General features: G+C 69.2%; 14 protein-coding genes and 1 pseudogene. 8 read left to right on the top strand and 7 right to left on the bottom strand.

All coding sequences use genetic code 11. From position 1 onward, the window contains the following. Positions 1-47: 47 nt before the first annotated feature. The gene (locus QHF84_RS38255; protein WP_281318490.1) at positions 48-419 is read left to right on the top strand and encodes a hypothetical protein; all 372 of its coding nucleotides are present in this window, start codon (positions 48-50) and stop codon (positions 417-419) included. Positions 420-453: 34 nt separating this feature from the next. On the opposite strand, the gene QHF84_RS38250 is transcribed toward QHF84_RS38255, so the two are convergent. Beyond that, positions 454-903, bottom strand: coding sequence for a VOC family protein (locus tag QHF84_RS38250; RefSeq protein ID WP_281318489.1), 450 nt, complete (start codon positions 901-903; stop codon positions 454-456). A 391-nt stretch (positions 904-1,294) separates the two neighbouring features. On the opposite strand from QHF84_RS38250, the gene QHF84_RS38245 reads away from it, so the two are divergent. Continuing rightward, positions 1,295-2,152 carry an alpha/beta hydrolase gene (locus QHF84_RS38245; RefSeq protein ID WP_281318488.1) on the top strand — a complete coding sequence of 286 codons (858 nt, stop codon included), beginning with the start codon at positions 1,295-1,297 and terminating at the stop codon, positions 2,150-2,152. Here QHF84_RS38245 and QHF84_RS38240 read toward each other — a convergent pair. Beyond that, positions 2,127-2,807 carry a TetR/AcrR family transcriptional regulator gene (locus QHF84_RS38240; RefSeq protein WP_281318487.1) on the bottom strand — a complete coding sequence of 227 codons (681 nt, stop codon included), beginning with the start codon at positions 2,805-2,807 and terminating at the stop codon, positions 2,127-2,129. The two genes, QHF84_RS38245 and QHF84_RS38240, sit on opposite strands and share 26 nt — an antisense overlap. A gap of 113 nt (positions 2,808-2,920) precedes the next feature. On the opposite strand from QHF84_RS38240, the gene QHF84_RS38235 reads away from it, so the two are divergent. Further along, positions 2,921-4,414, top strand: coding sequence for a TIGR00366 family protein (locus QHF84_RS38235; protein WP_281318486.1), 1,494 nt, complete (start codon positions 2,921-2,923; stop codon positions 4,412-4,414). 481 nt (positions 4,415-4,895) lie between these two features. Here the strand turns inward: QHF84_RS38235 and QHF84_RS38230 are convergent, their stop codons facing one another. After that, complete coding sequence (locus QHF84_RS38230) at positions 4,896-6,014, bottom strand: metallophosphoesterase (RefSeq protein WP_281318485.1); 1,119 nt, start codon at positions 6,012-6,014, stop codon at positions 4,896-4,898. Next, positions 6,011-7,192, bottom strand: a complete 1,182-nt coding sequence (locus tag QHF84_RS38225) for a hypothetical protein (protein WP_281318484.1) — start codon at positions 7,190-7,192, stop codon at positions 6,011-6,013. Before QHF84_RS38225 ends, QHF84_RS38230 begins: the two co-directional genes overlap by 4 nt. Before the next feature lie 91 nt (positions 7,193-7,283). Between QHF84_RS38225 and QHF84_RS38220 the strand changes: the two genes are divergently transcribed. The 3 genes and pseudogenes from QHF84_RS38220 (at position 7,284) to QHF84_RS38210 (ending at position 10,058) form a co-directional block, all read left to right on the top strand. Next, entirely contained in the window at positions 7,284-7,631 is a 348-nt protein-coding gene (locus tag QHF84_RS38220; protein WP_281318483.1) for a hypothetical protein, read from the top strand. 467 nt (positions 7,632-8,098) lie between these two features. Then, positions 8,099-8,377 (top strand): annotated as a pseudogene (locus QHF84_RS50315) (hypothetical protein); the annotation flags it as partial. 418 nt (positions 8,378-8,795) lie between these two features. After that, positions 8,796-10,058, top strand: a complete 1,263-nt coding sequence (locus tag QHF84_RS38210) for a tetratricopeptide repeat protein (protein WP_281318481.1) — start codon at positions 8,796-8,798, stop codon at positions 10,056-10,058. Between the two features lie 319 nt (positions 10,059-10,377). On the opposite strand, the gene QHF84_RS38205 is transcribed toward QHF84_RS38210, so the two are convergent. From QHF84_RS38205 to QHF84_RS38195, 3 genes are all read right to left on the bottom strand, one after another. Continuing rightward, entirely contained in the window at positions 10,378-12,132 is a 1,755-nt protein-coding gene (locus tag QHF84_RS38205; RefSeq protein WP_281318480.1) for a hypothetical protein, read from the bottom strand. 43 nt (positions 12,133-12,175) lie between these two features. After that, positions 12,176-12,937, bottom strand: a complete 762-nt coding sequence (locus QHF84_RS38200; protein WP_281318479.1) for a hypothetical protein — start codon at positions 12,935-12,937, stop codon at positions 12,176-12,178. A gap of 438 nt (positions 12,938-13,375) precedes the next feature. Continuing rightward, positions 13,376-14,851, bottom strand: a complete 1,476-nt coding sequence (locus tag QHF84_RS38195; protein WP_281318478.1) for a multicopper oxidase family protein — start codon at positions 14,849-14,851, stop codon at positions 13,376-13,378. A 97-nt stretch (positions 14,852-14,948) separates the two neighbouring features. Here QHF84_RS38195 and QHF84_RS38190 point away from each other — a divergent pair, with 97 nt between their 5' ends. Both QHF84_RS38190 and QHF84_RS38185 read left to right on the top strand, forming a co-directional pair. After that, positions 14,949-17,531: a hypothetical protein gene (locus QHF84_RS38190; protein WP_281318477.1), complete on the top strand. Its 2,583-nt coding sequence runs from the start codon at positions 14,949-14,951 to the stop codon at positions 17,529-17,531. After that, positions 17,528-18,961 (top strand): serine/threonine-protein kinase, encoded by a 1,434-nt coding sequence (locus QHF84_RS38185; protein ID WP_281318476.1) that lies wholly within the window; start codon positions 17,528-17,530, stop codon positions 18,959-18,961. Before QHF84_RS38190 ends, QHF84_RS38185 begins: the two co-directional genes overlap by 4 nt. The last annotated feature ends 17 nt before the right edge of the window (positions 18,962-18,978 follow it).

Here is an 18,978-nt window from a genome sequence, read left to right as displayed (position 1 = left end):
CATTGACAGGAGGTCGGTGTCCTGGTTCCCCGGAGACGGGGCAAACGATGACACCTCCGGCTCACCTCTCTCCATGGCTCGGCGTTTTTCTTGTCGCGCTCACGTCCTGCGCCCAGCCCACGACGCCGGCGAGCACGTCGACGAGCCCGTGCTCGAAGAGCGGTCTGAGCCGGCTCGCGCCGATGCCCTCGCTCGGCCATGATCCGGAGCCCTTCCGGCTGGAGGTGCGAGCGTCACGCGGCATGAAGGTTGACAAGGACAAACGGACGAGCGAGCGGCTCGGGCTGCCTTTCCGCGTCGATTTTCACGGCGTCGTGTTCGAAGGCGCCGACGGCTTTCTGGTGGGCGATGACGGGACCATCGTGCACCTCGCCGTGGATGGGCTCGGGAGCGAGGTCTACGAGCTCGTGAGGCAGTGAGGTTTCCCCATGTCCGAAGAGCTGCAGGGCGCGGTCAGCGAGGGAATTTGTCCGAAACCGCGGCGCCTGGGACCTCTTCCGTGACGCCGTGCAGCGGGGACGACGGATCGCTGCCGTACGGGCGGGTGAACGCCTCCATGCCGTGGCCCGAGGGATCCAGGAAATAGACGCCACGCCCGCCGTCGTTGCGGTTGATCCGGCCCGGCTCCTGGCCGTGCGGATCGGCCCAAATGGGGACCTTTTGCTGCACGAGGCGGGCGAGGATCCGATCGAACTCTTCCTCGGAGACGAGGAAGGCGTAGTGCTGCATCGGGATGTCGGTGCCGACGGTCAGGAAATCCAGCGTGACACCATTGGCGGTGACGACGGGCAGGAACGGCCCGAACGGCCGGCCCACCGAAAGTCCGAGGATTTCGGCCAGGAATTGAGCGGATTTCTCACGGTCGCGCGAGAGGATGATGGTGTGGTTGAATTGAACGGCCACGTCTTGCTGCCTCCAGCTCGAAGGCAACGTGCCGCACAGGGGATACGTTGACAAGCCGAACGTTCGCCGCCTCATGCGGGCGTGCTCGGGTCATGGGGGCTGGGGCTGGGCCCGTCGGTGCGGGCGAGTGTTCGCCGGGTATCCTAAAAGTTGACCGCTAGGTCAATTTATTAATCGACTGGACAATACGCGCCCGCTGGCTCATGATTGGCGTCGTCGACGGATCGGAGGACGTCGTGTCCTTTCGGCGCGCGGCAAACGTGCGTGCCGTCGTCGACGCTGCATCCGCATTCTTTGGTCAGACGGCTCGAAATTCGCTTTCGGGTGATGGCGTCGTGCGCGCGCGGCACGCGTCCGGGACGCGCCGGACCATCTCCTTGGGAGGATCCTTATGTCGAAAATCTTGCTGCTTGTGTTCACGGTCGCTGCTTCTTCGCTGCTCGGTTGTACCGTCGAAGACGCGGACGAACCGGAGCCCCCGCCGATGTCGAGCGAGCCGGTCGATCACTCGTTCACGGCGAGCGACGGTGTCGAGCTGCATTACGTGGAGTATGCAGGGACCGGTTCCCCCGTCGTGCTCTTGCACGGCTTTCTGGGCTCGGCGCAGGGGAACTGGATTGCGCCCGGGATCTCGAGCGCGCTCGCGTCGCGTCATCGGGTCGTGCTGCTCGATCAGCGGGGGCACGGCCAGAGCGACAAGCCGAAAGACGCTTCGGCGTACGGCGAACGCATGTTGACGGACGTGATCGAGCTGCTCGATCACCTCGACATCCCTCGCGCCCACATCGGCGGCTACTCGATGGGAGGAGCGATCACGATTGGATTGATGCGCCGCGCGCCGGATCGATTCCTCACGGCGACGATCGGCGCCATGGGCATCGAGGAGACGGATGAGGCCCTCCGAGCGGCGGCCGAGGCGATGGACCCAGAGGGGACCGATCCCGAAGAGGAAAAGCTCCTCGAATTGGCAGGAGCAGGCGATCCGCCGGACCCGCTCGTCGTGGAAGCGATCGTGACGGGACACGGCACGTGGTGGCCGCCGTCGATCGATCTGCGCGCAATCGAGTTTCCGGTCTTCTCGATCATCGGACAATTCGACAAGCCCTACTCCACCACGTCGCGGCTCCGGCGGGAGCTACCGAACCTCGAGACCGTGATCGTGCCGGGTCGGACGCATCTCACGACGATCATCGACCCGATGCTCCGTGATGGCATCTCGACGTTCATCGACGCCCACGACGCGCCTTAGGCGGCGGCGCGGCGCTCGTCGGGCGTGGCCCCGAAACGTCTCGCATCGCCGCGTCGAAGAGCGCGACGAGTTCGCGCGCGGCTTCGCGTAGGTCGACCTTGTCACCATAAGCGACCCGCTGGAGCAAGACGCAGTCGATCGCGCCGCGGATCGCGAGGGCCATGATACGCGGCACGAACGGGCGGAACTCACCGTCTTTCTGGCCCTGGCGCATGATGCCCTCCAGGAACTCGAGGCCCGGCTCGTGCGAACGAGCGTCGAAGGCAGGACGGCCCTCCGGCGTACGCAGGCCGTTCCAGATCTCGAGCAGCGCCGTGGCATGCGCCGCGTGTGTCTCCACGAACGCGATGCTGCCCTCGATGTAAACGCGCAGCTTGTCCGACGCGCGTACCTCCGTCGCCACCGCAGGCAGGACGAGCTTCGTGACGAGCATCATCGTCTCGGCGTGCACCTGCGCGATCAGGTCTTCTTTCCCATCGAAGTAATACGAGATGACGCCCTTGCTGATCCCCGCCCGCTCGGCGATCGTCGCGAGCGACGCGTGCGCGTACCCGTGGCTGGCGAGCACGGCGATCGTACACTCGATGATCTGGGCGCGACGCGCCTCCTCGATGAAGGTGCGCCGCTCGCCGCGGGGCTTGCCTGCCGATGCCATCGGCAGATTGCTCGCACGTCGCCGGCGCCATCGTCAAACGGAAGCGCGACGCGAACCACGGAACCGCGGGAAGAACAGCGACATCCACGCACGAGGCGAGTACCCTGCGCCGCATGTCCGGTGCCGAGCTGCCGAGCTCCCTCGACAAGCCGAAAGCTCCTCTGCCGTCCGACGGAGAGCCGCCCGCGGGCGCGCTCGAGCGGGTCGCGGCGCGGTTCACCGCGTGGGCCGAGCGGTGGATCCCCGACGCGTTCGTGTTCGCGCTCGTGGCCACGTTCCTCGTGGTGATCGCCGCGTGGGTGAGTTTGTCGCAGAAGCGGGGCGCGGCGAGCGCCGCCGCAGAGGTCGCGGCGATCTGGGGCGGCGGGTTCTGGGAGCTCATCCCATTCACGCTGCAGATGGCGCTCGTGATCATCACGGGGTACGTGGTCGCGACGACGCGGCCCGTGTACCGGCTCATCCGCGCGCTCGCCTCCGTGCCGCGTTCGCCGCAGGTCGCGATCGCGTGGGTCGCGCTCTTCGCGATGCTCTCGTCGTGGTTCAACTGGGGGTTTTCGCTGATCTTCAGCGCGATGCTCGCGAAGGAGACGGCGCGGCGCGTGCGCGGCGTCGATTATCGTGCGGTGGCCGCGAGCGCGTTCCTCGGGCTCGGGAGCATCTGGGCGCAGGGGCTCAGCGGGAGCGCGGCGCTGCAGATGGCGACGCCGAGCGCGATGCAGCCGGCGACACGCGCGATCGTGGAGGCGGGCGGGAAGGTGCCGGGCGGCGTGATTCCGCTGTCGAGCACGATTTTCCTGTGGCAGAGCCTCGTGTCCGTCGTGGTCGAGATCGTCGTCGTGACGGCGCTCGTGTATTTCTACGCGCCGTCGGCCGCGCGGGCGCGGAGCGCTTCGGATCTCGGCATCGATCTCGGGCAATCCCCGCTCGAAGCCGACGAGCCGCCGCGGAAGGCGACGCCGGGGGAGTGGCTCGAACATTCGCCCATCCCGAGCGTGCTGTTCGTGCTTCTTTCGGGCGGCTACCTCGTGGGGTACTTCGCGTCGAGCGGGCAGGGGCTCAATGCGCTCAACCTCAACACGGTGAACCTGATCTTCCTGACGCTCGGGGTGCTCTTGCACGGGACGCCGGCGCGGCTGATGCGCGCGGTGAAGGAGGCGACGCCGGGCGTGTGGGGCGTGATCCTGCAGTTCCCGTTTTACGCGGGGATCGCGGCGTTGATCGTCAAGACGCACCTCAACGAGGCGATCGCGGGGTTTTTCGTGGGGCTGTCGACGCCCCGGACGTATCCGGCGATCGTGGCGGTGTACTCGGCCGTGCTCGGGGTGTTCGTGCCGAGCGGGGGGTCGAAATGGGTGATCGAGGCGCCGTACGTGATGCAGGCGGCGCACGATCTGAAGGTGCACCTCGGGTGGATGGTGGCCGTCTACGATCTCGGCGAGGCGCTGGCGAACCTGGTGCAGCCGTTCTGGATGTTGCCGATCCTGGGCCTGTTCGGTCTGCGAGCGCGCGACGTGATGGGCTACACGTTCATCGTATTCCTCGTCCTGTTCCCCATTGTGCTGCTGCTCGTGACCGTGCTCGGCGCGACCTTGCCGTATCCGCTCTGAACGGCTGCATTCCTCATGACGCGGGGCGATAGAACACGTTGGAATCCTGCTATTGGTGATAACAAGCACGTTCTGCCAATGCAGAATTGATCGCCGTGGATTGCAGAATTGCGATGCATGGGGGGTGGGTGGTAGGTAAGTATCGGAAAGGACGAATCGATCCCATTGGCCCAAGGGTTGCTCCTAGGGATGGGCGAGCGCCTGCTCCGGTCCCCCCCCCACCGTCGAGTAGGCGCTCTTTTTTTATCCATCGTCAGATAATGTAATCAGCATTGCTGACGTTTGGCCGGGGCGAGGACGCCTCGCACGGATGCAACGCATCCTTTCAAGATTGCGATGCCGCGAGGTCGATCCGGCGCGGATCTTCGCGGATCAGGAGGATCCCGAGGTTGGTATACGGGTTGCTCTACTCCTACGCGAGCGCCTGCTCCGGTTCCCCCCCCCGCCGTCGAGTAGGCGCTTTTTCTTTTTGTTCGCGCGATCAATCGACGCGAACGATGGCCACCTGCTCGAACACGCCCGGCGGGATCACGTCGACCGTGAGGAAATGCCGGCCGATGCCATCCATGCGCTCCGGGATCGCGCCGCCGCCGCCCGTGATGTGCGCCGGGATGCCCGCGTTCTCGAACGCGTAATACGAATGGATGTGCCCATAAAACGTGAGGTCGACCCCGCCCCGCGCGAGCTGTGAGAGGAGCTTGTCGGCCTCGGCCCGGCTCGCAAACGAGCCGTTGCGGGAGCCAACGGGATCGATGGGCACGATGTGCATCGTGACGACGTGCAAACGATCCCGGCTGCCCTCGAGCCATCCGTCGAGCCACGTGTAGACCAAGGGATCGAGCGTGGCGCTCGCCGAGTCGAGGAGCGTGAAGCGAACCCCCCGGAAATCGAAGGTGTAGTTCCCGCGGCCGAAATACTCGTGGTAGAGGTCGTCCCGCGTGCCGAGCTCGTGGTTGCCGAGCGTCGAGTAACAAGGGAAGGCGAGGGCCTTCATCTCGCGCTGGAAGGTCTCGAGCTGCTCGACCGTGCCCTGCGAGGTGAGATCGCCGCTGATGAGCGCGAAGCGGATGTTCGGCGTCGCGTTCATCTTCGTGTAGATGTCCTGGACGCCGTCGATGGCCTCCTGGACGTCGGCGAAGACGGCGAACCGCCATGGCGTGAGCAAGGCCCGATCGGGCGCGCGGAGGGAGAGCGTGATCTCGTCGTTCGCCGGGAGCTCGAGGCGGAAGGTGCGCTCCGTGGGGAAAGGCGTGTCGGCGATCGCGACGTCGAGGGGCGCGCCGGCCTTCGTTTCGGCGACGAGCTCCGCGTCGGGGAGGAGGTTTTCGATACGAACGTTCCACGTGCCCCCGCCCGCGGCGCCCGTGGTCAAGCGGATCGAGAGCGTGGGCGCGGAGGCCCAGAGGTGAAGCTCGCGGGCGCCGAGGCGACGAACGGCCGCGAGGCCCTCGGCGACCTCGACGCCGACGTCGCCCTGCGCGGCGCGGCCGACGTCGAGATCACGGCGGGCGCGGCCCTCGGCGACGTCGAGGCAGGAGGTGAAGAGCGGCGCCGCGGAGGCGAGGAGGAGCGCGGCGAAGAACGATTGCGTGGGCTTCACGGGTTGCCTCCGTACCGGAAGAGGAGCGAAGCGCGGCCGACGAGCGCCGAGCCGCCCTGCACATCGAAGAACGCGCCCCAGCGGGGCGTGAAGAAGAGCCTGGTCTGGGCCCCGAAAGCCCCGGCGATGCCGCTGCCGAGGCCAGGGACCTTCAGCCCGCCGGCCAAGCCGTCGTGGCGGTGCTCGTAATAAGCCATGGCCTCGCCGCGCGGATATCCGCTGTGGCCGAGGTACATGCCGAACGCCATGCGCGGGGTGAGCAGATCGTTCGCCTCGACGCCGATGCCCGGATACCGATGCGCGGCATACGCGAGGCCGAGGCCGAGCTCGGCGAAGGAGCCGCGTAGCGTGGGGCCGATGCGGGCGAGATCGAGGCGGCCGAGGAGGTTCACCTCGCCCGTGGTGACGGAAAAACCCTCGGTGCCGTAGCTGTGGTTCGTCAGGGCGAACTCGACGTCGAGGTACGAGCCGTCGCGCGCGCACTCGCTCGTCCGGGGGCGCGGGCCGAAGAAGCGATACGCGGCGGCGATGCGCGTCCGGGTGTTGGTGTCGTCGAGCGCGAAGAAGCCGAGCGCGGAGAGGCGAAACGAGCCCGCGCGGAGATCGGCGCCGGGCGTGAGGAAGGCGTTGTAGGCGAAGTTCGGGTCGTGGACGAAGGTGACGCCGAGCTGGGTCTCGACCCAGGGGAGGTAGACCGGTGGGCTGCCGGTGCCGCCCTCGGGCGCGAGGACGCCGTAGACGTCGGCGAGGGCCGAGAGGAAAAAGAACGCGGCGCCGGTGACGGTGCCGAGGATGATCGGGCCGATGAACCTGCGGGTGGCGCCGGTCACGGCCGCGCCGCCGAGCCCGGCGACCATGAGCCCAACCCCGACGCCCTCGGTGCCGAGGAGCACGAGGCCGGTGCGGGTATGGCCGAGGACGAGGTGTCCGGTGCCATGCACGAGCGCGCCGGGGACGAAGGATCCCGCGACGGCGAGGCCTTTGCGGGTGCTCGACGGCGGGGGACGCGGCGAGGCTTCGGGGGCGGGCGGCGCGTCGGTTTTCGTGGCGGCCGGCGCGTCGGTGTTTCGGGGGGCGTCGGCGGCGGCGGCAGGGCACGCGGCGAGGAGGAGGAGGGCGGCGGCGAGGGCCGAGCCGGGTATCGGTGGCCGCCTCGAGGGAGCGATGAACCCTGTCACGAAGGCGGAGCTTAGCTGAAAATCACGCTTGTCTTTCCAGTCTGAACGGCTGTTTAATGCTCACCCGGAGGCGTTCACCGCGAGGCCATCCATGAACCGGATGAAACACGGGGCTCTCTATCTTTCGGCGCTGCTCCTTTTGGGGATGGTCGCGGCGTGCGGCGACGGCTCGTCCTCGACGACGCCCGGATCCACGGCGGGCACGGGCGGCGGCGGCGGCAGCGGCGGCACCGGAGGCGACGGCGGCGCCGGCGGAAGGCCTCCCGTCCCACCAGGGCCTCCCGGCAACGAGACCGTGAGCGCCGGCGACGTGATGAAGAGCCCGAGCTACAGGATGGTCTTCACGCTCGGGCAGCCCACGCAGAACCAGTCGAAGACGACATCGCCCAGCTATCGGATGCAGGGCGGACTCATTGGAGCGAACGGGAGCTTGCCATGAGCAACGGGATGATCACGCGCCTGATCTCGGCTTCGGCCTGCGCTTTCGCGCTCGCTGCCGGCGCCCTCACCGCAGAGGCCGCGGTGCCGCAGACCGTCACCCACCAGGGGCGGCTCTACGACGCCGACAATGCCCCGGTGAATGGCACGCTCAAGGTGAAGTTCGCCCTCTATGCCGAGCCCGAGGCGGTCCAGCCGATCTGGTCCGAGTCGCACGAGATCACGTTCGAGGAGGGGTATTTCTCGGCCAACCTCGGGACGATCACCCCGTTCGACAAGGTGTTCGACGGCTCGGTGCGTTATCTCGGCGTGACGGTCGGCGACGATCCCGAGATGACGCCGCGCGCCCCGGTACAGAGCGTGCCCTACGCGATGGTCGCAGGAGACGCGGTCGGCGACATCCACCCGACGTCGGTCTGGGTCAACGGGACGATCGTGATCGACGGGACGGGCAAGTGGGTCGGCGATCCGACAGGGCTCGTGGGTCCCGAGGGTCCACAAGGTCCAGTCGGCGCGACGGGCGCGACGGGTCCGCAAGGCCCCAAAGGTACGACGGGCGCGACGGGCGCGACGGGTCCGCAGGGTCCGAAGGGCGATACCGGCGCGATGGGCCCACAGGGTCCAAAGGGTGATACCGGCGCGATGGGCCCACAGGGTCCAAAGGGTGATACCGGCGCGACGGGTTCGCAGGGTCCAAAGGGCGATACCGGCGCGACGGGTCCGAAGGGCGCGACGGGCGCGACGGGCGTCGTGTCGATCACGAGCCTCGACGCGTCGGGCATGACGGTCAACGGGAGCTCGCTCGCATTCGCGTGGGCCGCGACGCCGGTCAGCGTGACCGTCGCCGCGGGGCAGCGGATCACGGGATCGGCGGTGGCCATCCTCGGGACGAGCTCGGGCTCGGCCACGTCGGTGGGTTTTGGCCTCTGTTACCAGTCCGGCGCAGGCCCGCTCGTCACATTCTACCCAGCCTCGTACACCTCCGCCGCGAGCATCTCGGCGCGCGCGCCCTATGCCGCAGCGGGCACGGTGTCGGGCCTCGCGGCAGGGACGTACAACGTCGGGTTCTGCGTGCGAAACGTGTCGGCCACCGCGCTGAACTCGAACGACGCGATCAACGGCTGGGTCATGGTGACCAACTGAACGACGGGCGCCCTCGTTCGTCGTGTCCATCCTTTCGATCCTCGTAGAAACGATCACGCGCGCGGCGCACGCGTTCGCCCTGGCGATCGCGCCGCCACTCTTCGCACCCGAGCCCGCGCCCAGCTCGATCGCAAGCGCGCTCGTCGCGGCCGTCGTGCTCGCCACCGTGGTCTTCGGCGCGCTCCGCCTCGCCGCCCGCGTCCGCTCGCCCGAAGCCAGAATCGCGGCCGGCGCGCTCGTCCTCTCGGTCGTCGTGTCCCTCGTCGTCGGCGCGTACTTCCGCGGTCCCCGCGCGCCGCTCGGCCGCGGCGTGCTTTTCGTGGCCGTGCCCTTGTGGACGGGCCTCGCCGCGTGCGCCGCCCTCGTGGCTCCGCGCAAGAACGAGCGCCTCGTCGCGTCCGCCGTCGTGGCGCTCGGCGTCGTCCTTTTCGGCGCTTCGGCCGAGTGGCTCTTCTCGACGCCGCAAATGTGGTGGCAGACCGTGCTCCGCGACGGCGACGCACGGCGCGCCCTCGACATGATCACCGAGCCCCACGCGCGCGCACGGGATCACGCCGCCGCGCTCGCCGTCGTCGATCGATGTCTCACGCTGAAGCCCACGAGCTGCGCCTGCGCCTCGCGCCGCGTGTTCGTCATGCTGCACCTGCGAGACACCCCCCGCGCGCTCGACGCCGCGCAGGCCGCAGTGGGCACATGCCCGGCCGATGCACTCGCGCAAGCCGCGCTCGCCGCCGCACTCGCATCGAACGGCGAGGGGAAACGAGCCGAGGAAGTCGCACGCGCGGCGCTCGTGGACGGGAGCGAGCCGCTCGTCGACTACGCACTCGCACTGGCGCTCGATCAGCAAGGCCTACCATCAGAAGCAGTCGCCTCCGCCCGGCGGGCACACGATCGCGGCGTCGGTCGTGACGCAGCGGTGCTGCTCGGCGCGCTGCTCATCCGCGAGAACGACCTCGAAGGCGCAGAAAAGGTCCTCGCGCCAATCCCCAAAGAAGCCCCGAACGACGCAGAAGCGCTCTTCGATCTAGGGATCATCGCGGACAAGAAAAACGACTACAACCGCGCCCGCGAGCGATACCTCGCCGCACTACGCGCCGATCCAAACCTCACAGCCGCGCGCCGGAACCTCGCCCTCCTGACGATGCGCTTCGGCATCCTCGAGGAAGCAAAGCACCACGCCCGCAAGCTCGTCGACGCCACACCAGGCGATACACGAAGCGTGGAGCTCTTGCGAGCCATCGAGCTCGCCGCCGTCGAACGCTCCGCGCGGCCGCCCGCGCCCTGACGCGCGGCTTTGCCACCACAGCGTCGCGCCGGGGTTTCACCCCGGACCCGAGCAGGGGCTGTCCGCCCCTGCACCCGGACCAGCGCAAGCGCTGGACCCGTGGCGACAGCGCGCGATGCGCGCTGTCGACAGGGAAGACGCTGCCACCAGGCACCGCAGCGCCGCCGTCTCGCTTGGCAACGCCGCGTGTGGTCTTGCCACCGGCCCGTCGGAAGAACTGCGCATCGCGCAGTTCTTCCGCCTTCGGTCCAGGCCGTGCCTGGTCCGGGGTGCAGGGGGCGGACAGCCCCCTGCTGGGGTGCGGGGCAACGCCCCGCGCTCAGCGGTACGGCCCGAGGCTCGTCGCACCCGAAATCGCAGCCACTGCGGCGGCGAATGCGTCGGCTGTGGCGAGCACCTCCTCGGGGTCCTGCACGAGTGGCAGGCGAATGCCGAGGCGGGTCGCTTCGAGCAGGGGCTCCCGCCCTGTGGCCTTTGTGAGCGTCTCGCTCCAGGAGGCTGGTAGATCTCGCTCGGGGCGCGGTGACCAGAGCCGGGACTCGGCGGGATGGGCTTCCTCCCAGCGGTGATCGAGCGACATTGCGATTCCTGCGCGGGAGAAGCCTTCGAGTGCGAGATCGCCGACCCGGAGACGCGCGCCGCGTTGCTCGGCGAACTGCTGGTAGGCGGGCAGGGCTGGGGCGAGCGCGGCGGGCGGGAGCATTGTGGAGAATGCCTTTGCCAGGCGGTGGGCGAGCATGTGGGCCCGTGCGAGGAACCGTTCGAGGCCTGAGACCTGGTAGACGCCGCCTTTTTGCACGACGACTGCGTGCTCGTCGTCGAGTGCTGCCTCGTCGAAGACCTCGATTGCGTCGCGCACCTCGGTGCCGAGCAGGCTCGTCGCTTGCGAGGCCTCGCGCGCCCGCACGGTGAAGCGCTTTGCGAGACGGCTGTCGAGGCCTGGCAGTTTTGCGCCGAAATCGGTCCATCGACGCTCGGCGAGCCGTAGATCGAGGCCGAGTGACGGGAATGAGAGCTCGGCGACGACGCATGGGCCGAGCCCCTCGCGGTGCTCTTCTGTGACTTCGACGTGGATGCCTCGCACGTCGAGGACGAGCACCGCTTGATCGGGATCGAAGTCGACCACGGTGTATCCTGCGGCGCGGGCTGAATCGGCGCATGCGCGCCATACCGACAGGTGCCGCTGCTTGCCGACGAGTGGAAGACCCTTCGCTTCTGGGCGCTCGCCGTGCTGGCGCTCGATTCGGACGGGCACGCGCAGGGAGAGATCGCGGCCGAAGGCGACGACGGCGACGACCTCGACGGCGTGGTCCACGAGGATGTAGGGCGAGACGAAGGTGGGCGGGAGATCCTTGGGGATGGCGATGCGGAAGGGGAGCGATGCGCCTTCTTCGGGCGTGCCTTCGAAGAGCTTGAATGTGCGCCGCTCGATCTCGGCGGCGGCGGCGTCGCTCTCGACCATGGGCGTCTCCACGCTGCTCGTCGCGACCTCGACGCGCCGGAGCTTGCGATTGCCGAGGCCCGTGATCGCGACGGCGCCTGCGAGGGAGCCTCCGAGGGGCAGGCATTGATCTTCGAGGGAGAGCTCGATCACGGGATCTTCGCCGCGATGCTCGCCGGCCTGGCTCGTGAAGACCTTTGGCTGCGGGGCTCTTGCGGGCGCGGCGGGGAGACGGACCGGGACGACGTAGGTCTCGTGCCGATCGGGCCACCAGGGGATGTGCACGTGGACGGAGAGGTCGTACTCGATCGTGCTGTATGCGCTGCGGAAGGTGGGCGGGATGTCGGGGGGCAGCGGGAAGTCGATTGCTTGCTCCCACGTCCCTGGTTGGAGGACGCCCGCGGGAAAACGTTTCCCGAGCCTCAGGCTCTCGCGGCGATGGTATTTGCGGGTGGAGGTCTTGCCGGTGTTGGCCGTGCGCTTGTAGCGCGACTCGCGGCCTACGAGCTCGACGTCGATCGCGTCGAAGGGCGTCTCGGTCTTGGATTTCAGTTGAACGTGGACGCGGAGTGTGTCGCCGGTGCTCGGCTGGGACGGGTCGAGGTACACGGTGACGTCGGGGCGGCTGCGCATCGGTGCGAGCCATCATCCACGAGGAGACGCCTGAGGCACAAGCTCAAGGCCGTGGGCCTGTGGAGACGAGCCAGGCGTGATAGGTGCGATAGGCTGCGTGCCATGCGGCGTGTTTCGATGCGTCTCTCTGGACGAGGCGCTCGTAGTGCCGATCGAGCTCGGATTTTTGCTCGGGCGTGATCCGGTATCGCGCGAGGATCTCGGCACGTTTGTCCGGGGCCATGGCGAGCTCGACGGTCAAGGATGCGTGTTGTTCGAGTGTGAGCGCGGGGGGCGGGAGGCGCGGCTCGGGCTCGACGCGGGGAGGCGGAGCGGGGACTGTGGTTGGGGGCTCGGGGCGCGCGACCTTCGGGGGCACGAGGATGGGCTCGGCCGGCCGGACGGCGGGCAGGGCGCGGGGCGGGCCGTCGGCGGCGAGGCGCGCGGCGCGGTCGCGGAGTGCGGGGGCGGCGTCGAGGCGGCGCGCCCAGAGGCGGCCGAGGCGTGAGAGATCGGGCAGGGCGAGGCCGAGGTCGCGGAGGAGCGTGAAGGGCGCAGGATGGGCCGCGTAGGCGGCGAGAAAGGCCACCCAGGCTTCGAGGTTTTCGTCCAGCGGGGGTACGCGTCGGGTGAGGCGATCTTCGGCCTGCGCGAGCTCGATTTCGTATGTGGCGCGGAGGGCAGCGTCCCCGGCGAGCGTGATTTTCCACTGGGTGAGCGCGGGCCGGAGTTTGTTCTGGTCGAGCCCTTGGGCCGTGACGATTGCGGCCTCGGAAAAGCCCTGCGCCCGCGCGGCCTCGAACGCGGCGAGCTCCGGGAGCGACATGCCCGCGCGGCGCATTTCAGTGGCCCGTGTGGGAGCGGCCTTGCAGATCGAGCATGCCCATCATCCGAGGGGAGCGAGGTCCGCGCATCGAGGTCGAACTTACCACGCTTGGACAGGGGTCCCCGGTTTTCGTCGACGAAGTCGTCGGGAGGGGTCGACGAAGTCGTCGTCGGGTGTCGACGAAGTCGTCGGGAGGGGTCGACGAGGTCGTGGAGGGCGCCGACGCGGTCGTGGAGGGCGCCGACGAGGTCGCGGAGGGCGTCGACGAGGTCGTGGAGGGCGCCGACGCGGTCGTGGAGGGCGCCGACGAGGTCGTGGAGGGCGCCGACGAAGTCGCGGAGGGCGCCGACGAGGTCGCGGAGGGCGTCGACGAGGTGGTGGAGGGCGCCGACGAGGTCGTGGAGGGCGCCGACGAAGTCGTGGAGGGCGGCCGGCCCGTCAGTGCGAAGAAGAGCCGGATCCGCCTTGCAGATCGAGCACGCCCATCATCCCGGCGTCGGCGTGATCGAGGATGTGGCAATGAAACATCCACATCCCCGGCCGATCATCGTATCGCACGGCGAAGCGGCCCGTTCCGTCGACGGGCACGTTGACCGTGTCTTTCCACTCCATCGGGTGGAGCGGGGCGAGCGACGCGTCGAGCGGCTGGAAGAAGAAGCCGTGCAAATGGAACGGGTGGGCGAAATCCATCGTGTTTTTCACGGTCCACACCTGCGTCTCGCCCACCATCCCCGGGATCGGCGCTGCCTCCCACGAGGGCACGCCGTTGATGCCCATCACCATCTTGCCGTCGATCTCGCCTTGCGTGAGCTCCAGCGCGACGGGCGTGGCGCCGGTGAGATCCAGCGGCGTGATCACGCGATCCGTCTTCGGCCGCGGCGTCTCCGTGACCGCGGCCTCGTCCGAGAGGTGCACCCGGAAGACCTCTTCCTCGGGCCGATTGAACGTCGTCCCATAGCCGCGATCGTAGGGCACCCAGCGCACCGAGAGCGTCGATCCGGGCGCGCCGCGCGGCACGACCATCACGTCGGCGCGTTCGCCCGGCGTGAGCACGAGGGCCGCGGACTCCACGGGTTTTTCCATGAAGCCGCCGTCGCCGCCGATGCGCGTGAACGTGTGCTCCTTCATCGCGAGCTGGAAATATCGGCTCTTCGCGGCGTTCACGATCCGCCAGCGCTGCCTTCGACCCGCGCGCGCCTCGATCACCGGGTTCTTCTTCCCATTCACGAGCAAGAGATCCCCCTCGCGCCCGAAGAGCGTGCCGAAATCGAGGCCCGTCTGCGGATCCTGGAGCGAGCCGTCGTCTTTGATCGCGATGTCCGAGAGCACGAGGACGAGCTCGTCGCCGATGTCCGCGGGCTCGGTCGGGTCGTCGACGAGCAGCCCGCCGTAGAGGCCGAATCCGAGCTGCGCGGCCGAATGCACGTGCGGGTGGTACCAGTACAGGCCCGCGTCCGGCAGCACGAAATCGTAGGTGAACGTCTCGCCCGGCTGGATCTCCGGCTGGCTGTGCCCCGCCGCCCCGTCCATCGCCGCCGGGATTCGCAACCCGTGCCAGTGGATCGTCGTCGGCTCGGGCAGTGCGTTGCGGAAATGCACGATCAGCCGATCGCCCACGTTCGCCCGCACGAACGGCCCCGGGATGCTGCCGTCGTAGGTCCACGCGGGCGTCTTCGTGCCGGCGCGCAGCTCGAGCTCCTCGATGCGCGCTTCGAGGTCCATCTCGAACGTCCGAGGGTCGGCGTTCCTGTCGACCGCCGGGCGCATCACGACCGCCGAATCCCAGCCCTCGGGTTGCGCGCCTGGGTCCGGGCCGCCGCACCCGGCGAGGCCGAGGAGTCCGAGGAGCACGAGCGGCGCTCGGCCGCAGGGGAGAGGCGTTTTCCAGGGCGCGGCGAGGGGGAGCTTCGACATCGCAGGAGCGAGCATCCGCCGAGGCCCTCACGAATGCAAGCCGCGGCGCGTCGACGCGTCTTGCGAGCGAAAGGCATCTGCTCGTAGGATGCCCAGGATGTCCGTCCACGTCTCCGGCCCGGCCCTCGGGCCCCGCCCCAAGCGCAGCTCGCGCATCGCGCGACGGGGGCGGGCGTGGATGATCGTCCTCGTTTCGCTGTCGATCCTGCTGCTCACGTACGGGTGCGTCTCGCCCGATCGGCCGTACGGCAAGGGGCCTCCCGACGCGGGCGACGGCGGCGCGGCAGGGCAGGGCGGCCAAGGCGGCCTCGGCGGCGCGGGCGGGCAAGGCGGCGGCGCGATCGGCGAGCCGTGCAGCGACGATCTCGCGTGTGGATCCGGCTTCTGTGTGGACAACGTCTGCTGCGACGGCGCGTGCGCTGGGACGTGCGAGGCGTGCAGCGCGGCGCATACGGGGCAGCCGAACGGCATCTGCGCGCCCGTGCTCGCGGGCATCGATCCCGAGAGCGAGTGCCCCGACGACGGCGCGTCGTCGTGCGGGCGTAATGGCTCGTGCGACGGGAGCCGCGCGTGCGCGCTCTACGCGGTCGGGACCGAGTGTGCGGCGCAGACCTGCGTCGGACAAACCAAAACGCTCGCGAAGACCTGCGACGGCGAAGGGGCGTGCGTGGAGACGGGCACGGTCGATTGCGCGCCGAACGCCTGCAAGGGCAACGTCTGCGCGACCGACTGCGGCAACGACGGCGACTGCGCGTCCGGAAAATACTGCGACAACGCCACCGGCCAATGCCTCGACAAGAAGGCCGTGGGCGAGGCGTGCCAGCCGCTCAAGTCGAACCAGTGCCAGAGCGGCTTCTGTGCGGACGGCATCTGCTGCAACGAGGCCTGCGACGGCGCATGCGTGGCTTGCAGCGCGGCGCTCACGGGCGGCGCGAACGGCACGTGCGCGGCGTCGCTCGGGGGCACCGATCCCCACGGCGATTGCCTCGATCAGGGCGCGGGCTCGTGCGGGACCGACGGCGCGTGCGACGGGGAGGGCGCCTGCCGTTACTACGTCGCGGGCACGATCTGCGGGCAGGGCGGCTGCGCGGCCGGCGTGCAGACGAACCCCGACACCTGCGACGGCGCGGGGAGCTGCGTCGATCAGGGCACGGCGAGCTGCGCGCCGTACGCGTGCAGCGGCGACGTGTGCGCCTCGATGTGCGCGGTCGATCTCCAGTGCGCCTCGGGCCAGTACTGCGCCGCGGGCGCGTGCGTGCCGAAGAAGATGGCGGCCGCGAGCTGCGGCGGCGCGAACGAGTGCGCGAGCGGCTTCTGCGTCGACGGCGTCTGCTGCAACACGGCCTGCGGCGGCACCTGCCAGGCGTGCTCGACCTTGAAGAAGGGCACGGGCGCGAACGGCGTCTGTGGGCCCATCGCGGCCGGCATGGATCCGGACAGCGAGTGCCTCGATCAAGGCGCGTCCTCGTGCGGGACGAACGGCGTCTGCAACGGCGCGAGCGCCTGCCAGCTTTACGCCGCGGGCACGGTCTGCGTCGCGTCGAGCTGCACGGGCTCGACGCAGACGAACGCCGACACCTGCAACGGCATGGGCACGTGCGTCGACGGCGGCACGAAGACCTGCGCGCCTTACGTCTGCGGCGCCGGGAGCTGCAAGCAAGCGTGCGTGGGCGACAACGACTGCACCGCGGGGAGCGCCTGCGTGAACGGCGTCTGCGGCACGAAAAAGCCCCTCGGCGCGGTTTGCACGCAGGCGAACGAGTGCCAGAGCAACTTCTGCGTCGACGGCGTCTGCTGCGACACCACCTGCTCCGGCCTCTGCCAGGCCTGCTCGAAGACCAAGAAGGGCGGCGGCACGACCGACGGCACCTGCGGCGTGATCCTGGTCGGCACCGATCCGGATAACGAGTGCAGCGAGCAGAGCGTCGTGACGTGCGGAACGAACGGCTTTTGCAGCGGCACGGGGAGCTGCCAGCTCTACCCCGCGGGCACCGCGTGCGTCGCGGCGTCGTGCATGGGCTCGACGCTCGTGAAGGCCGACACGTGCAACGGCATGGGCGCGTGCATCGACGGCGGCACGACGCCCTGCAGCCCCTACGCCTGCAGCATGGCCTCCTGCAACCTCACGTGCGCCTCCGACGCGGACTGCGCGTCGAGCTTCTACTGCGCGGGGGCGCTAGGCTGCGTCGCGAAGAAGAACACGGCCGCGGCGTGCGCCGCCTCGAACGAGTGCGCGAGCGGCTTCTGCGTCGACGGCGTCTGCTGCGCCACGGCGTGCACGGGCCTCTGCCAGGCGTGCTCGGCGGCGAAGAAGGGCAGCGGCGTGAGCGGCGTCTGCGGCAACATCGCGACCGGCGCCGATCCGGACAACGAGTGCGCCGCCGCGGCGGCCTCGACCTGCGGCACGACGGGCTTCTGCGCCGCCGGCATTTGCCAGCTCTACACGTCGGGCACGGTGTGCGTCGCGGCGAGCTGCACGAACGGCGTCGAGAGCACGGCCGACACGTGTAGCGGGTCCGGCACGTGTGTCGACAACGGCACGAAGTCCTGTAGTCCCTACGTCTGCGGTACGACGTCCTGCAAGACGACTTGCGCGGTGAACGCAGATTGCGTCACCGGCTACGTCTGCTCGGGCGGCACGTGCGTGGTGGGGGTCGCTCCCTCCGGCAGGACCCGATGAAGCTCGAAGAAGGCGCGATCATCGACGGGAAATACCGCATCGTCCGCATGCTCGGGCGCGGCGGGATGGGCGTCGTGTACGTCGCCGAGAACCTGCGGGTGAAGCGCCAGGTCGCGATCAAGGTCCTCTCGCGCGCGGCGACGGAGCTGCACGGCGACGCGCTCATGCGCTTCGAACGCGAGGCCCAGGCGGCCGGGCAGATCGGCTCCGATCACATCGTCGAGGTCCTCGACATGGGCACCACCGAGGCGGGCGATCGCTTCATGGTGATGGAGCTGCTCGAGGGCGAGACGCTGAAGGAGCGCGCCAAGCGCGGGCGGATCTCGATCGACAAGATCGTCGAGCTCTTCCGTCAGATCCTCGACGGCCTCGAGGCCGCGCACGCCGCGGGCATCATCCATCGCGACCTCAAGCCCGACAACGTCTTCCTCCAGAAGAAGAGGGCCGGGCACGACGACTGGGTGAAGATCCTCGACTTCGGCATCTCGAAGTTTTCCGGCATGTCCGGCGATGCCGCGCAGCACACGCGCACGGGCGTCGTGATGGGCACGCCCTTCTACATGAGCCCCGAGCAGGCGCGCGCCGCGAGCTCGGTCGACGAGCGCAGCGACCTCTACACCGTCACCGTGATGCTCTACGAGATGCTCACGGGCCAGGTGCCGTTCCGCGGCGAGACGTTCGCCGAGCTGATGTTCAAGATCGTCTTCGAGCCGCAGCCGCACCCGAAGTCCGTGAGCCCGCTGCTCGACGACGAGATCTGCGGCATCGTGGTCAAGGGCATGCACCGCGACCCGGCCGCGCGCTTCCAGAACGCCGCCGAGTTCCGCGCCGCGCTCCTCGCATGGGAAGAGAAACGCGCGGCCGGGCAGCTCAAGCGTTCGCCGCTCGCCTCGGTCTCCGAGCTGTCCTTGACGCCGCCGCCGTCCAGCGTGGCCACGCCCGAGCCTCCGCCGGTCTCGACGCCGCTCGGGGCGGCCGCCGTCGCCGGCCCGCCGAGCAGCACGCTCGGGCCGGGTTCGTCGCCGAACAGCGCCTCGCAGACGCGGCAAACGTGGGCGCAGAGCGAGCGCACGTCGGTGCCCGCGGGCAAACGCAAGGGAGGGGTCGTCGCGGCGAGCCTCGCGGCCGTGGTCGCCGTGTCGGCCGGCGGGGCGTACATGCTGCTGCGTGGCAACTCCCGGCCGACCGAGCTCCCGCCGAGCGCCGCCGCCGCGCCCGCCTCCACGCCCGAGCCCGAAAAGACCGCTCCGGCGCCCTCGGCCTCGGTGGCCACGCCTGCGCCTCCGCCGAGCGCCTCCGCCGCGTCCTCGGAAGGCGCCGGGGCCAAACCCGCCGCGACGTCGAGCGCCGCCGCGCCCACCGCGACCACGCAAGCGCCATCCACGAAGAAGAGCGTGACGAAGAAGGTCGTCACCGATTACGGGTACTGAGCGTTCGCCCCGTAAAA

Origin of the sequence: Polyangium sp. y55x31 (genome assembly GCF_029946505.1) — a bacterium.
Taxonomy (GTDB): domain Bacteria; phylum Myxococcota_A; class Polyangia; order Polyangiales; family Polyangiaceae; genus Polyangium.
This window is presented reverse-complemented; position numbering and strand designations above follow the sequence as displayed.

Excerpts from the sequence above, each read along its gene's own strand:
- QHF84_RS38255 (WP_281318490.1), top strand. The coding sequence starts at position 48 with ATGACACCTCCGGCTCACCTCTCTCCATGGCTCGGCGTTTTTCTTGTC.
- QHF84_RS38245 (WP_281318488.1), top strand. The coding sequence starts at position 1,295 with ATGTCGAAAATCTTGCTGCTTGTGTTCACGGTCGCTGCTTCTTCGCTG.
- QHF84_RS38240 (WP_281318487.1), bottom strand. The coding sequence starts at position 2,807 with ATGGCATCGGCAGGCAAGCCCCGCGGCGAGCGGCGCACCTTCATCGAG.
- QHF84_RS38235 (WP_281318486.1), top strand. The coding sequence starts at position 2,921 with ATGTCCGGTGCCGAGCTGCCGAGCTCCCTCGACAAGCCGAAAGCTCCT.
- QHF84_RS38220 (WP_281318483.1), top strand. The coding sequence starts at position 7,284 with ATGAACCGGATGAAACACGGGGCTCTCTATCTTTCGGCGCTGCTCCTT.
- QHF84_RS38205 (WP_281318480.1), bottom strand. The coding sequence starts at position 12,132 with ATGCGCAGCCGCCCCGACGTCACCGTGTACCTCGACCCGTCCCAGCCG.
- QHF84_RS38200 (WP_281318479.1), bottom strand. The coding sequence starts at position 12,937 with ATGTCGCTCCCGGAGCTCGCCGCGTTCGAGGCCGCGCGGGCGCAGGGC.
- QHF84_RS38195 (WP_281318478.1), bottom strand. The coding sequence starts at position 14,851 with ATGTCGAAGCTCCCCCTCGCCGCGCCCTGGAAAACGCCTCTCCCCTGC.
- QHF84_RS38190 (WP_281318477.1), top strand. The coding sequence starts at position 14,949 with ATGTCCGTCCACGTCTCCGGCCCGGCCCTCGGGCCCCGCCCCAAGCGC.
- QHF84_RS38185 (WP_281318476.1), top strand. The coding sequence starts at position 17,528 with ATGAAGCTCGAAGAAGGCGCGATCATCGACGGGAAATACCGCATCGTC.